The organism is Algibacter sp. Ld11 (genome assembly GCF_045066735.1).
In the GTDB taxonomy this organism is placed as follows: Bacteria; Bacteroidota; Bacteroidia; order Flavobacteriales; family Flavobacteriaceae; genus Algibacter.
This window is the reverse complement of record NZ_JBISHH010000024.1, coordinates 131,962-144,905: the sequence shown is the minus strand read 5'-3', so window position 1 is coordinate 144,905 and position 12,944 is coordinate 131,962. Positions and strand designations below refer to the sequence as shown.

Sequence of the window (12,944 nt, the reverse complement as noted above, 5' to 3'; positions counted from 1 at the left end):
TATTGTTTATTTAGATCTAAAGACCTTAGTTTAATGTAAATTCTCTTTTTAATTTGCTAAGCTGGTTGGCAATACTTGCGTTGTATTGTAAGTCGCCTATGCGTAAAATGAAACCACCTAAAATGCTTTCATCTATAATGTTTTCTACTTCAACATTTTTACCTGTAAGTGTTTTAGCTTTAGCTAAAACAGTTTCCTTTAACGCAGCTGTTAGTTCTACTGCTGTAGTAACCGTTGCTACTTCAACACCTTTTGAGTTATCTAACAATTGGCTATATTTTATAGCAACATCGCCTAAAATATTAATTCTATTGTTAGTGATTAAGGTATCAATTAAATTATTGGTTAATATATTAGAGTTTTTAAAAACTTCTAATAAAGTCGATTTTTTAATTGAAGAAGGAATTACAGGGCTTTGAAGTGCTTCGCTTAAATCTTTACTTGTTGCCAAAGTATTAGAGATTAGCTTCATATCATTACCAACAATATCTGCTGCGTTTTGATCTGATGCTAAACTTAATAATGCTTTAGCGTAACGTATTGCTGCTCTTGCTCCCGCCATTATAATTTAGTTTAATGATTTTTCAGCTAACATCGTTTCAACCAATTGTAATTGCTTGTCTTTGTTAGATAATTCAGTACGCATTACTTTTTCGGCAATTTCTAGAGAAATACCAGCAACGTGGTTTTTAAGTTCGGCTAAAGCGGCTTTCTTTTCACCGTCGATAGCAGCTTGTGCTTGAGCTATCATTTTATTGGCTTGACCTTCTGCTTCAGATTTAGCATCCTCAATCATTTTGTTTTTCATCTCGCGTGCTTCTTTAAGCATTTCTTCGCGTTCTGCTCTAGCCTCTTGTAATAACTTTTGGTTATCTGCTTGAAGGTTTTGCATTTCTAATTTTGCTTTTTCGGCAGAATCTAATGCGTTTTGGATACCATCTTCTCTAGTCTGTAAAGAGTCTAGAATTGGTTTCCAAGCAAATTTTCTCATTAATACTATTAATATTAATAAGATAATGGCTTGCATAAAAAATAAGCCTGGCGAAAAATCATGTAATAACTGATCCATGTAAAACTATAAATTAGTTGTTATTTGTTTTTGTTTAATTTAAAAAACAGGTCCTGCAACCAACCGTTACAGGAATCTGTTTTTTTTTGTTTTTTAGGAAATTCTTATTTCCCTAAGATTAATGCACCGAATGCTAAACCTTCTAATAAGGCTCCAATGATGATCATTGCAGTTTGGATTTTTCCAGCTGCTTCAGGTTGACGAGCAATACCTTCCATTGCTTTACCACCAATTTGACCTAATCCGATACCACCACCGATAACGATTAATCCTGCTCCAATTAAATTGTACATACTAATTTGATTTTTATAAATATTAATTAAACAAATTCTGTTTTGGATTTCAACATACATCGAAATCATGTTTTTTTATTTATTAGTGGTGATCGTCGTGTTCTTCGACAGCCATACCAATAAATAAAGATGATAACATCGTGAAAATAAACGCTTGTAAAAACGCTACTAATATCTCAATTACCATTATAAATAATGATAATGCTAACGACATTCCTGTAGAAACCACAGGTCCGAAAGATGCTTTTAATGTAATTGTTAATGCAATAAGGCTCATTACAACAAAGTGACCCGCAGTAATGTTTGCGAATAAACGTATTAATAATGAGAAAGGTTTAATAATTACGAAACCAACTAGCTCAATAACGGCTAAAATAGGGCGTAATATATAAGGAACTCCTGGCATCCATAAGGTGTGTGCCCAAAAGTCTTTAGTACCACTAAACATATAGATAATAACTGTAAATAATGCTAAACATGCTGTTACCGCTATTTGGCCTGTTACGTTAAATCCAAGAGGTGTTAAACCTAATAAGTTTAATATCCAGATAAAAAAGAATACGGTTAGTAAGAAGCCCATAAATTTACGGTACTTTTTCTCTCCAATATTTGGTTTTGCTATCTCGTCACGAACGTAGATTACTAAAGGCTCTAATACTCTAGAAAATCCTTTTGGAATCGTTTTTCCTTTTTTGTATCCTCTAGCTAAAGCACCAAAACCTAATAGCATTAGGATACCAGTTAATAACATTCCGAAAACAGATTTTGTTATCGAGAAGTCTAGAACTTTGTGCGCGTTAGTTGCGTGGTGATCTTCATCAAAGCTAATTGTAGAAGCCCCACTTTCTAATTCGTATATTTTACTGTGAAGTTTTACTAGTTTAGTATCACCTTTATCAACGATTACCTTACCGGCATCGTCATGATGAAATTCAGAAGACATAAATGTTTTTAAACCATTGCTAGTCCAAACAATTACAGGTAAAGGAAAACTGTAGTGTGTTCCAGATTCGTTGTGCGTGTAAAAATGAAAATCGTGCGAATCCTTTAAGTGATGTGCAATATATTCATTAATTTCTTCTGCTGTATCTACTTTGTTTCCAGGTTCATGCTGTGCATCATCTCCATAAGAAGATATAGAAAACAATGCTAAAACTAAAACTGCTATAAAATTGATAGATTTTTTTGCCACCATCATACTTTTTGTAACTAATAAATTTATGCTCTGTAAATTTTGTGCAAATGTAAGTAATAATTTAAAAAAGTAAAGCCTTTTTTTTATTAGATTTTCTAAGAATAGAAAATTCTTAAAGAATTCTTAAAAAGTTAGTAATTACTTACTGTTTAAGAGCTTTGAAACAGCTATAGCTTCTGTGATTAAAAACAGGAATAATGGAATTACCAATCCAATACGTTCCATTTGCGTCAAATTATCGTTAGCAAAAACCGAAGATTGAAAGATTAAAACAAAAGCGCCAATTTTAAAAAACATTAATGTTAAATAGGCATAACCTGCTTGGTTGGGTAATTTTTCTGCAACAAGTTCTACGGTAACATAGACTATAACAGCAGCTATTAAATGAAATAAATATACAGAAAGTAACGAAAACGAAAGCGTTTCGGTTGTTAGGTGATTTTGAAGATTGTAGGCTGTTAAAAATAATGCTAAAAGAATAGCAGCTACAATTAAAATACGCTTAATCATTAAGGTTTGTTTTTTGTTTTATCGCTGTTCGTTAAATTGAGTACTTGCTTGATAACCGCATACATGGCAATAAAAACAGCAGCTAGAGTAACTATTTTGTAATAGAGCTGGTTGGTGTTATTAAATTTTACATCGAGCCATTCACCTAATTTACTGCCTAAATAAATGGTTAACCCCATTTGAAGTGCAATGGATGAAAATCTAATAAACGGATTAAGCTGTTTATTAGATTGCTTTTTGTTGTCCGGCATTTTTTAATTCTTTTTTATACCCTTGCATAGCACATGATACATTGAAGGTTGCGCCAGGCTCAACAGCTAATTTACCAACAATAACATCACCTTCAATATTAGCAGTAGATTTTAAAGTTAGTGTTCCGGTTAAAGTAAGTTTACCTGTAAAATCACCTTCAAAATGCGCATCGGTACCTTCTAAAGATCCTTTTATAGAACCCGATTTACCAACAACAACTTTACCAGGTGTTTTTATATTACCCTCAATAGTACCATCAATTCTAAAGTCTCCGTCGCTTTTTAAATCACCAACTATTGTTGTGCCTTTGGCTATAATGTTTTGGTTTGAAGTTGCTTCTGCCATTTTTTTATTTTTTTTATTATCTGAGAACATAACGCAGTAATGGTTATTGGTTGTTAGGGATTAAATAGGTTTCTAAGTTTTTATGTATTTGAATTATTTGATAATTCGCCGATGAAATTACGAAGAATGGTTTAGTTATCTTCTTTTTGTTTTTATCGGTTAATAGTTGCTTGAATGTTTTGGCAACAGCTTCATTTTTTATTCCATGAACTAAAACAAAGGTTTCTTGTGAATTATATAAATCTACGGACGATGATAATCTGTAATATTTGACTTCTTTTAAAACACTATCTAATTCTTTTTTGAAGGCTGGAATATTGTTTCGTTCCAAATCTTTAAACTGAAAAACTACTTTGTAATTTGTGGTGACACTATCTATAGCTTTAACAAAATCTTTACTTGCAATTTTAGGAAGTACATCATTAATAATTTTTTGGGCTTGCTTGCCCTCATTGGTGTTGGCATAGGTAACCGATAAGTGGTTAATACCAGTTTTGAAAGCCTCAAAACCATTTAAGCGTCCGTTTGCGGTGGCTTTTAATAGTTCTAATTTCGGGATGATAGGTTCGCCATCAAAACGCTTAATATAATCTTCACTTTTAGATATTACTTCTGCGTAATTTTGCTGCTCATGTAAGCTGTATAAAGCTTCGTAGAGGCTTTCTGGGCTGTTTTCATCTTTGTCCGAAACCAATTCGGGGTGCTCCAAAATATTGGCGTAACGCGACTCCGGGTAGGTTTTAATAATTTCGGCTTTGGCAATAGAGGCTTCGTCGTTCTCGCCTAAAAGCTCATAAATTTTATATAAGTTATATTTAGAAGGAAGAATTAATCGCTCTTCGGGATTGCTTCTTAGTAAATTTTGAAACTTACTTTTTGATAATTGATATTCTTTAAACTTCTCTTTATAGATTAAACCTAGCTGATAATAGGCGTAGTTTCTTTCTTTTGAAATACTGTCAATTTCTTTTTCTTCGGAAGGAATTCTAGAAATATAAAATTGTGGATCAAATTTTTCTTCATCTGATGCTGAGGCTAACAAATCATTAGCAGCTGCGCTGGTATTTGTGCTTGTTGCCGCGGCACCTCTGCTAGACCATCTCCAATTGTCTTCTAAAGCACGCTTTCCCCAAACTTTTACAAATTCATTTTTACCATAAGCTACTGTAGTTGGATTGTAAAAATAAAATAAAGCGGCTTGGCCTGGTAAACCTCCTCTTGCACCAACGGCATTATTACTTCCTGGTACATTGCTGTTTGTAATTAAGCCTGAATTTGAATTGCGTACGGCAGCTTCGGCCTGTTCTTTTTCTTCCTCTGCTTTTTGTTTAAGATCGTTTACAAATATTTCGAATATCGCTAATCTTTCAGCTTTTGGTAAATTAACTAAAGTTAAAATACTATCGTTTGTTTTCGCAATCGCTTCGTAATAAATAACATCTTCTAGGTTGTCGCGTTTACGTTTTATAATTCTAAAAGGTTTTGAGTTTAGAGCTAAATTACTCATCGTGCTATCAAAATAAGCACCTGCCTTAGCGTATTCTGAATTATCGAAAAACATATCGCCAAGTGTTTCGTAGTTCTTAGCTGTTAGTAATTTATCTGGAGAATTTGTGCGTAGTGATTTGTTGTAATAAGCAACAGCCGAAGAATCGGAATTATTATTTAAATGAAACTCACCTATTTGGTGGTATATTTTATCTAAATACGGACGGTTCTCGCGATTTTCTTCTAGTTCCGTAAGGAGTTCTATCGCCTCTACTTTATTACCATTTTCAAAATCGAAATTTTTAAACTTTTCGAGATATGCCGTAATCATGTACATTCTTGGTGTTCTACGGTTAAGTTCAATAACCTTATCGAAAGCAAAGTTGGCGCTATCTTTTTTGCCTAATTGATTATAAAGCTGTCCTTGAATAAAACGGTAGCGTCCGCGCTCATCATTATTTTTTGTTGATGTAGATGCAATTTCTAATTGTGTAATAGCGCTGTCTATAGATTTGGTGTTTAAATACGCTTGTGCTAGCATTGATGTGGCATCTGCCAAATCTTGATCTTCGAGTTGTTCTTGTTTTAAAAGGCGTTTTAAGTTTTTAATAGCCAACTCGTTATTGTCTAAACGCATGTTAGTTTTTTCCCTCCATACCTTGGCTTGGTTTATTTTATCACTGGCGGGGTATTTGTAAAGTATGTAATTAAAAGCTTCTATGGCTGGTACAAAACGCTGATCGAAATATCTTGCTTTACCGAGTAATAAATAAGCTTCATCCATTTGGGGGTTTATCTCTTTCCCTTTTATGTTCATGCTATGCTTTTGGATGGCTTTTGTAGCTTTTTCTTCAGCGCGTGAAAAGTTTTCGTTTTTAGATTGGCCAGGAAGCATGACTTCTTCTGAGATTTGCATACGCTCAATAGGCAATACATCCCAGTAATTATCAAAATAAGCTTCATTTAAACTTGTTCTTCCTTCTTCTAAAGCATTATAACCATTATAAAGAGCATTGAATTCTGCGGTAACTGCATGAAAGTTTCGACTAATAAATTTGTCTTTTTTTCGTGAGCAGCTTACTACTAGAATAGTTGCTGTTAATAAGGATAATATACTTTTAAAAGATGTTTTCAATGCTGTTGTTTTTAGTCTAAAATAATAACAAGAAACTCAGGCTATTATTATATAGCGTGGTAAAAATAAGCATCTTTTTGGATTTAAAGCTTTTACTGAATAAAATTAGTTGGACTTAAAATTGGTTTTTATGAATGATAAAAAAAGAATAAATACCATTTTGGGTGATGTTCTAGGTATTATCGTGAGCAAACCATTGCGCAAAGGAGCTATCGGTTTCTTGTAATTTTAAAGAGTGTAAATTAATGTGTTTAGGTAGGCGCTGTTTTATTTTTTGTGCGAAATCGATAACCATCATTTCACTAGTTGGTTGGTAATCTACCAATAAAACGTTGTGATCGCGGGCTTGAAGCTCTTTTGCTAACTCTACATGTGGTGTGTTTTTGTTAAAAACGGTAGCGTGATCGAACACGTCTACAATTTCTTCTTTTACAATTTTTTTAAGATCCCCAAAATCGATCACCATACCGTATTTTACGTTTGTGTTGTCGGAAATTGGTTGTCCGATTACGGTTACAGATAGTTTGTAACTATGGCCGTGAACGTTTTTGCATTTTCCGTCGTAGCCATATAAAGCATGACCAGTTTCGAAAGCGAATTTTTTTGTAATACGAATATTATTGCCCATTATCTTCTTTTTCTACGGTTTACAACGTAAACAACGATTAGTACTATAGCTAAGAGTAGAAATAATCCGTTTCCACTTATAAATGAGAGGATATCCATGTTATAAATATTAATTGTTTTTATTTTTATTATATCTGTAAATAAGGTAAGCCAATAGTACAAGAAGTACAAAAGGCAGCATAGAGCCAATAAATACACCTATTTCATAAGCTTTATCGGGTGCGTCTTGTATTTTTTTTTCAATACTATTTTCTTGAAAAAAACTTATTAATAAACTCATTATAATTTTTTAGCTTACTTGGTATAATAATTTGAGACACAAAGTTAATGTTTTTGGGAGAGCGGAATAAATATTTTCCGGAATTTTATAATTAAAGGAATACCACGAGCTATAATCCAAAAGGTTAAGGCAATGAAAATAGCATGAAGTTGATATCCTAAGGTGTCTAACCAAAACAAAATAGGTAAAAAAACGAGTGCTGTAGCAAATAAAAGTACGTTTCTTAAAAATTTCATTTTACCTAAACCTTTAAACATGCCATCAAAAATAAACGCTAATGCACAAAAAGGCTGCATAATGAGTACCAACCAAAAAGTACTGTAAAAGAGATCTAGAACTTCGGGGTCTTTGGAGAACATAAGGCCTAACGGATAATAAAATATAGCTCCGAAAATAGCTAAAATAATCCCTACAATTATACCGTAAAGTATGAGTTTATTGCTTAATTTTAATAGAGCATTATAATTGGTTTCACCATATAATTTGCCGGATAAAATATTACCTGCACTAGCATATCCATCTACAAAAAATGCTGCGAAAAACCATAAATTTATGCATATGGTATAAGCTGCTATGTGCGCAGGCCCATAACCTGTGGCAAAGCGTGTAGCAAAGTATAGCGTTGTATTAAGGGCTAATGTGCGCACAAAAAGGTTAAGAATCATAATGACCAATTTGTTAATTTCTTGGTTTAACGGAAAAGTCGGTATTAACGGAATGTCGGTTTTTTTATGGAGGTAAATTGCTGCTAAAATAGCCATTGTAATTTGAGCTATTAAGCTGGCGTAAGCAGCTCCTTTAATGTCCATGGCTGGTATGTAGTTCTCTATGCCAAAAATAAATATATAATCTAAAGCGATGTTTAAAAAAGCGCCAATAGTGGCAATTATCATGGGGTAAAAGGTATTCTGTAACCCTCGGAATACACCGAAAACAGCCATTGTGAATAAGGTAAAGGGAAAGCCAAAAACTCGAATGCGATAGTAATCGACACTATAATCTAAAATTATATTTGTGGCGTTGTAAAGCTTGAAAATAGATGATGCAAATGGGTAGGTGCTAATTATTATAACAACACTTAATAATGTGATTATAAAGATGGCTTGGGCGGGTAAATTTTTTACTTTCTCTAATTTATTGGCACCCAAATATTGTGATACTATTGACGAAATGGCGCTTCTAGTTTGGCCTAAAACCCATATAAGCATGGAAATAAATGTGCCAACAATACCCACAGCAGCCAAAGATTCTGTTGCGTAACTATCGATATTGCCAATAATAGCTGTATCTGTAATAGATAAAATGGGTTCGGCGATTCCTGCTATTAATGCCGGTACAGCGAGTTTATTGATATGTTTGAAACTAATGTTTGTGTTCACGAGGATGTGTTTGATTCTGTAATATTAATTATGCAATTTTGTGGATGCACTTACGCGAATCATTTTTAATGATTACTTTTGTTTCTTTAAAGCAGCAAATTTAATATATAATATTAGTTATTATGAAGAATATTTTAGTTCCTGTTGGATCGTCTAAAAACGCACAAAGTCATTTACAGTACGCTGTAGATTTTGCTGAAGCCGTAGGTGCCAAACTTTTTGTAGTACAAGTTTATAATGTATATACTAAAGCCGGAACTATGATTAGGGTAGACGACCTTATACAACGTGAAAGTAAAGAGTTTTTAGATAATTTAGTGTCGCAAATCGACACTAAAAATGTTGAGGTTATTGTAAAGGTTTTAAAAGGAAAATTAATTGATACTTTAGAATTAGCTTGTAAAAAAGCCGATGTAGATTTAATTTTAGTTGAACCTAGAACGAACTCTATTAAAGATGAAGTTTATCTAGGTAAAACATCGGGAAAAATAATAAAGCAAACCAATATACCGGCATTAATTATTCCGGAAGGTTACGTCTTTAAGCCCGTAAGTAATATTTTGTTAGCCATGAAATCGGCTATTATTAAAAAGAAAAGTGCTTTAAATCCATTAAAAGCTGTAAAAGAAACATTTGGTGCAGAAGTACATTTGTTATTAGTAAAAACACCTCATTATAATGAGGGTGATTTTGATGTTAACGAAGTGTTAGAAGAGCTATCTAGTAGTGTTACAAAAAGTGGAAACGCTACTACGTTTCAGGGTGTGTTAGAACATTATCGTTCACACAATCCAGATATGCTTTGTGTTGTGCGCCGTAAGCGTGGTTTCTTTGCTAAAAAATGGGAGAAAAACACCATTCTGAAAAAAGATTTCCATAGTAATTTACCTGTTTTAGTATTACGCGGATTAAAATAAATTTTTTTTGGGGATGTAGCTCAGTTGGCTAGAGTGCTTGACTGGCAGTCAAGAGGTCGTCGGTTCGAGCCCGATCTTCTCCACAATAAAAACCACAAAACGCAAATTCGTGTTTTGTGGTTTTTTCCTTTTTAAACATGTTATTGCATGAAGTTTACCGCATGTAACCTGTCTTTAACCACTTCTTTAATTTTTGGTAAAACTTTTTCCATAATAAAAGGTGGGTAAGCAGATGTCCCTGCTTTGTCTAATTCTATTTTTGCGTATTTCATATAGGTTGAGTGAACAATGGTTCCAATATTAATTTTACTCATACCCATAGTGATAGCTTTTTGAATGTCTCTATCAGGAATTCCTGTTCCTCCGTGTAATACTAGTGGAGCAGGTATGGCTTCGGCAATTTCAGCTAAACGATCAAAATGAATTTTGGGTTCAGTAGGTGTAAATCCGTGTGCTGTTCCAATTCCAACAGCTAAAATATCTACACCTGTAGCTTCATATAGTTTTTTTACGTCGGATACACTTGCTAAGAAATCATCATCAGATTTTACTTCAACACCACGCCCCATAATTTTACCAATTTCAGCTTCTACTACAACGCCTGCACTGTGAGCATAATCTATAACAGCTTTTGTCATGGCGATGTTCTCTTGGAGCGAAAACTGAGAGCCATCAATCATAACAGAATCATATCCCGAGTCAATGGCTCGTTTGCACAAATCTACAGTTGTACTATGATCTAGATGAAGGTATATTTTCGATTCGCTTACTTTTTGAAATCCATCTACCAAAGACCTAAATACTTCAGGTGTGTTTAACTCAGCAACAGGAGGATAAGTCATGACCATAATATTAGTTTTCATCTCATTTGCAGATTCTATAACTGCTTTAAGATCGTAATTATCGTTTACGTTAAAGGATGCCAAGCAACGTTTGGTATCTCTATAATCTAAGAATAGGTTTCTTAAAGTATCGTATTTAGTGTTGTATTTTAAATTTTTAGTTACTACGTCCATATAAATAATCTTTACTTGTTGTTATTTCTATATTTTTAATTCCTAACCAATGATTAAGTTCATTGAGTTCTCCTTGCAGATGCCCTCTTCCTATAATTGAATGGTGGTCTAATCCGTTATTCATTATTGTAGCTAAAACATCTTTTGCGTTATATTTGGAAGGAGCTACTTCGGCATAACTACCTCTAAATGCCATTTCAGATTCTTTTATATTGCCTTCAAAAACAATCACTTCCGAGGCATTTGGATATTGATATTTTGCTATGGTAACTGGGCCATGTTTTTGTAAAAATTCTAATAGCATTCCCAAACTGCTTTTTTCATCAAAATTTTCTAAAATGCTATGGTTTCTAACTTCATAACCCGTTTTTACATTTATAAGTTTGGTAGGTGCACCGCCACAATGCCAAAATCCTAGGCGATCTAAATCTTTTTGTATTAAAGATAAATCCACCAAAGTGGGGGTGGCTTCTCCAAAACTAATTTGGTTCATCATTATCATAGATAGTAAAGCGCCCATATCAGATTCATCTGCAACAGGGATCCCTAAATCTTGTACCAACGCTCCTGCGCCATCGCCAGCAATGCCGTAGTGGTCAAAAAGTTCTGGCCAATTTTTGAGTCCGAGCCCGAGGTAATCATTCTCACGAGCAAAATCTGCCATGGCCAGAGATAAACGAATGGATTTTTCTAATTGCACATCGGTTACATTATTAAATTTACATAGCGGATGATTAATTAGTTCGTTTTTTATTTCAAGGATATCCTCATGTTTAAATCGGTCACCATGATGCCAAATAGTGTCAAAATCAACACGATCTACTTTTATACCAAATCTGTTTAGAAGAGCAAGTTCATTTAATTCGCAATCATAAAATCCTGGCACTCTAAAACCCCCTACCATACCTATAGATTTTTGATTAATAGAAGCTTTTACATAAACCGCTTTAGCAAATTTCATGATGCTTTTAGTGAAGTTTTCTTCCTCTGGAGATTCGAAGAGCCACGAGTATTTGACCCCACAAGAGTTAAGAATATTTAACAAGAAATTCTGTCCGCACAGTCTATTGTTTACTAACCGTCCTCCTGTTGGTTCATTATGAGACCAACTAAGAATTGGAATTTTATTTTGATTTAACCATCGTGCTAGAGTAGCTGCTAAATCACCAGCGATAAAGGACGCTTGATAAACAATTATACCATCTATTTCTTCAGTTTTTGTGCGTTGTAACCAATTGTAAATATCTTCCTTAGATTGAATGGGTTGTTCTGCTGCTATGAGCTTAAATTTATCTTTTGGTAGTACAGATTGTAATTTATTCTTGGCTATAGCGTAGCTTTCTAAAATAGATTGCCAATCAAAATGTTCTTGTAAGCCTATGCCAACAATACCAATTTTGGCTACGTATTTCGGTTTGGAAGGGAGTATTATTTTTTCGAATAAGTGGCTTACAATCCCTTTAGATACATCTATTTCTTGTATAGTTTCCATATATAATTTTTTAAGCCTTGTGAAAAACAGGGCGATTTTTATTCATAAACTGTCTATTAGGAAGATGTGTTCTTCCTCCAAAATGTTGAGCTATTTGCGAAGCGTAGTAGCTTGCATACTCCATACGTTCTATAAGGTTCATGCCTTGTAATAAAGCGGATGCGTAGCTGGCATGGTAAGAGTCGCCACAACCAGTTGTGTCGACAACTTTTACTTTAAATGCGGGTTGATGTATAATAGTGTTATTTTCTAATGCAAAAGCGCCATTTTCCCCATCGGTTATAATGAGTTGGGCGGTAGTTATTTTTTTAAGCTCAAAGAGACAATCTTGTGCGCTTTGTTTATTTGTTAGTATTTGCGCCGCGTTTAACGGTAAGATGGCATTTGTGGTTAAAGAAATCATTTTTTTCATAGATTCTTCATCACTATTTTCTAAGTCCAAAACACTTAATATTTGGTGTTTTTTAGCTAACTCTAAAAGGTAGGTGTTAATTGCAATATCATACCCGTCAACCAATATTAGTTTAGCTTTAGATATTGTGGTTTCATCTATGTCTTTGGGATCAAACGGGGTGTAATTATTCATGGAATATAGCACGGTTCGTTCTCCTTTAGTATCTATTTGAACAATCGCAATAGCTGGTGTTGCATGCTCTTTTTGTTTAAACAAAGTAGAACTTACACCATGTTTTTCTAATTCGGTTTTAGCAATATTGCTTAAAGTATTATCCCCGAAATAACCTAAAAAAGCAGTTGAATGGCCTAGTGTTGCTAGGGCACATGCGGCATTTCCGGCTGGAGCACCTCCTTGAATTACAATTTTTTTGCACTCTGTTTTCCCCCCAGTAGCAATTGTTTCTGGGATTTCAACCAAAAGGTCTACAACATTTAAACCGCTACAAATTACATCTACCATTGTCGCTATATTTTTTGTCAAATTTATGCT

The 12,944-nt window shown here is 33.8% G+C and carries 15 protein-coding genes and 1 tRNA gene; 2 read left to right on the top strand and 14 right to left on the bottom strand.

From position 1 onward, the window contains the following. Nucleotides 1-25 precede the first annotated feature (25 nt). The 11 genes from atpH to ACJJV4_RS10970 all read right to left on the bottom strand — a co-directional run bounded on the left by atpH (nucleotide 26) and on the right by ACJJV4_RS10970 (nucleotide 8,573). Nucleotides 26-562: an ATP synthase F1 subunit delta gene (atpH, locus tag ACJJV4_RS11020; protein WP_405294363.1), complete on the bottom strand. Its 537-nt coding sequence runs from the start codon at nucleotides 560-562 to the stop codon at nucleotides 26-28. Between the two features lie 6 nt (nucleotides 563-568). After that, on the bottom strand, nucleotides 569-1,069 hold the full coding sequence (locus ACJJV4_RS11015) for a F0F1 ATP synthase subunit B (RefSeq protein WP_405294361.1): 501 nt from the start codon (nucleotides 1,067-1,069) through the stop codon (nucleotides 569-571). A gap of 104 nt (nucleotides 1,070-1,173) precedes the next feature. Next, nucleotides 1,174-1,362 carry an ATP synthase F0 subunit C gene (gene atpE / locus ACJJV4_RS11010; protein ID WP_004569351.1) on the bottom strand — a complete coding sequence of 63 codons (189 nt, stop codon included), beginning with the start codon at nucleotides 1,360-1,362 and terminating at the stop codon, nucleotides 1,174-1,176. Between the two features lie 82 nt (nucleotides 1,363-1,444). Further along, entirely contained in the window at nucleotides 1,445-2,560 is a 1,116-nt protein-coding gene (gene atpB, locus ACJJV4_RS11005) for a F0F1 ATP synthase subunit A (protein WP_405294359.1), read from the bottom strand. 135 nt (nucleotides 2,561-2,695) lie between these two features. Continuing rightward, nucleotides 2,696-3,067, bottom strand: coding sequence for a DUF6168 family protein (locus tag ACJJV4_RS11000; RefSeq protein ID WP_405294357.1), 372 nt, complete (start codon nucleotides 3,065-3,067; stop codon nucleotides 2,696-2,698). After that, nucleotides 3,067-3,318 carry an AtpZ/AtpI family protein gene (locus tag ACJJV4_RS10995; protein WP_405294355.1) on the bottom strand — a complete coding sequence of 84 codons (252 nt, stop codon included), beginning with the start codon at nucleotides 3,316-3,318 and terminating at the stop codon, nucleotides 3,067-3,069. Before ACJJV4_RS10995 ends, ACJJV4_RS11000 begins: the two co-directional genes overlap by 1 nt. Further along, a complete protein-coding gene (locus ACJJV4_RS10990) occupies nucleotides 3,293-3,694 on the bottom strand; it encodes a polymer-forming cytoskeletal protein (RefSeq protein ID WP_405294353.1) in 402 nt (133 codons plus the stop codon). The genes ACJJV4_RS10995 and ACJJV4_RS10990 overlap by 26 nt, the downstream gene beginning before the upstream one ends. Nucleotides 3,695-3,707: 13 nt before the next feature. Continuing rightward, a complete protein-coding gene (locus ACJJV4_RS10985) occupies nucleotides 3,708-6,287 on the bottom strand; it encodes a tetratricopeptide repeat protein (protein WP_405294351.1) in 2,580 nt (859 codons plus the stop codon). Between the two features lie 172 nt (nucleotides 6,288-6,459). Beyond that, on the bottom strand, nucleotides 6,460-6,915 hold the full coding sequence (locus ACJJV4_RS10980; RefSeq protein ID WP_405294349.1) for a 6-pyruvoyl trahydropterin synthase family protein: 456 nt from the start codon (nucleotides 6,913-6,915) through the stop codon (nucleotides 6,460-6,462). A gap of 108 nt (nucleotides 6,916-7,023) precedes the next feature. After that, nucleotides 7,024-7,194: a hypothetical protein gene (locus tag ACJJV4_RS10975; RefSeq protein ID WP_405294347.1), complete on the bottom strand. Its 171-nt coding sequence runs from the start codon at nucleotides 7,192-7,194 to the stop codon at nucleotides 7,024-7,026. A 44-nt stretch (nucleotides 7,195-7,238) separates the two neighbouring features. Then, nucleotides 7,239-8,573, bottom strand: a complete 1,335-nt coding sequence (locus tag ACJJV4_RS10970; protein ID WP_405294345.1) for an MATE family efflux transporter — start codon at nucleotides 8,571-8,573, stop codon at nucleotides 7,239-7,241. Between the two features lie 122 nt (nucleotides 8,574-8,695). Between ACJJV4_RS10970 and ACJJV4_RS10965 the strand changes: the two genes are divergently transcribed. Together ACJJV4_RS10965 and ACJJV4_RS10960 are read left to right on the top strand one after the other, a co-directional pair. Further along, nucleotides 8,696-9,490, top strand: a complete 795-nt coding sequence (locus ACJJV4_RS10965) for a universal stress protein (RefSeq protein WP_405294343.1) — start codon at nucleotides 8,696-8,698, stop codon at nucleotides 9,488-9,490. A gap of 9 nt (nucleotides 9,491-9,499) precedes the next feature. Further along, nucleotides 9,500-9,573: transfer RNA gene (locus ACJJV4_RS10960), tRNA-Ala, on the top strand. Nucleotides 9,574-9,630: 57 nt separating this feature from the next. Here the strand turns inward: ACJJV4_RS10960 and ACJJV4_RS10955 are convergent. The 3 genes from ACJJV4_RS10955 to ACJJV4_RS10945 are packed head-to-tail and all read right to left on the bottom strand — an operon-like array spanning nucleotide 9,631 to nucleotide 12,935. After that, nucleotides 9,631-10,506, bottom strand: a complete 876-nt coding sequence (locus tag ACJJV4_RS10955) for a class II fructose-bisphosphate aldolase (RefSeq protein WP_405294341.1) — start codon at nucleotides 10,504-10,506, stop codon at nucleotides 9,631-9,633. Further along, nucleotides 10,490-11,998: an L-fucose/L-arabinose isomerase family protein gene (locus tag ACJJV4_RS10950; RefSeq protein ID WP_405294339.1), complete on the bottom strand. Its 1,509-nt coding sequence runs from the start codon at nucleotides 11,996-11,998 to the stop codon at nucleotides 10,490-10,492. Before ACJJV4_RS10950 ends, ACJJV4_RS10955 begins: the two co-directional genes overlap by 17 nt. 10 nt (nucleotides 11,999-12,008) lie before the next feature. Beyond that, complete coding sequence (locus ACJJV4_RS10945; RefSeq protein WP_405294337.1) at nucleotides 12,009-12,935, bottom strand: carbohydrate kinase family protein; 927 nt, start codon at nucleotides 12,933-12,935, stop codon at nucleotides 12,009-12,011. Nucleotides 12,936-12,944: the final 9 nt, after the last annotated feature.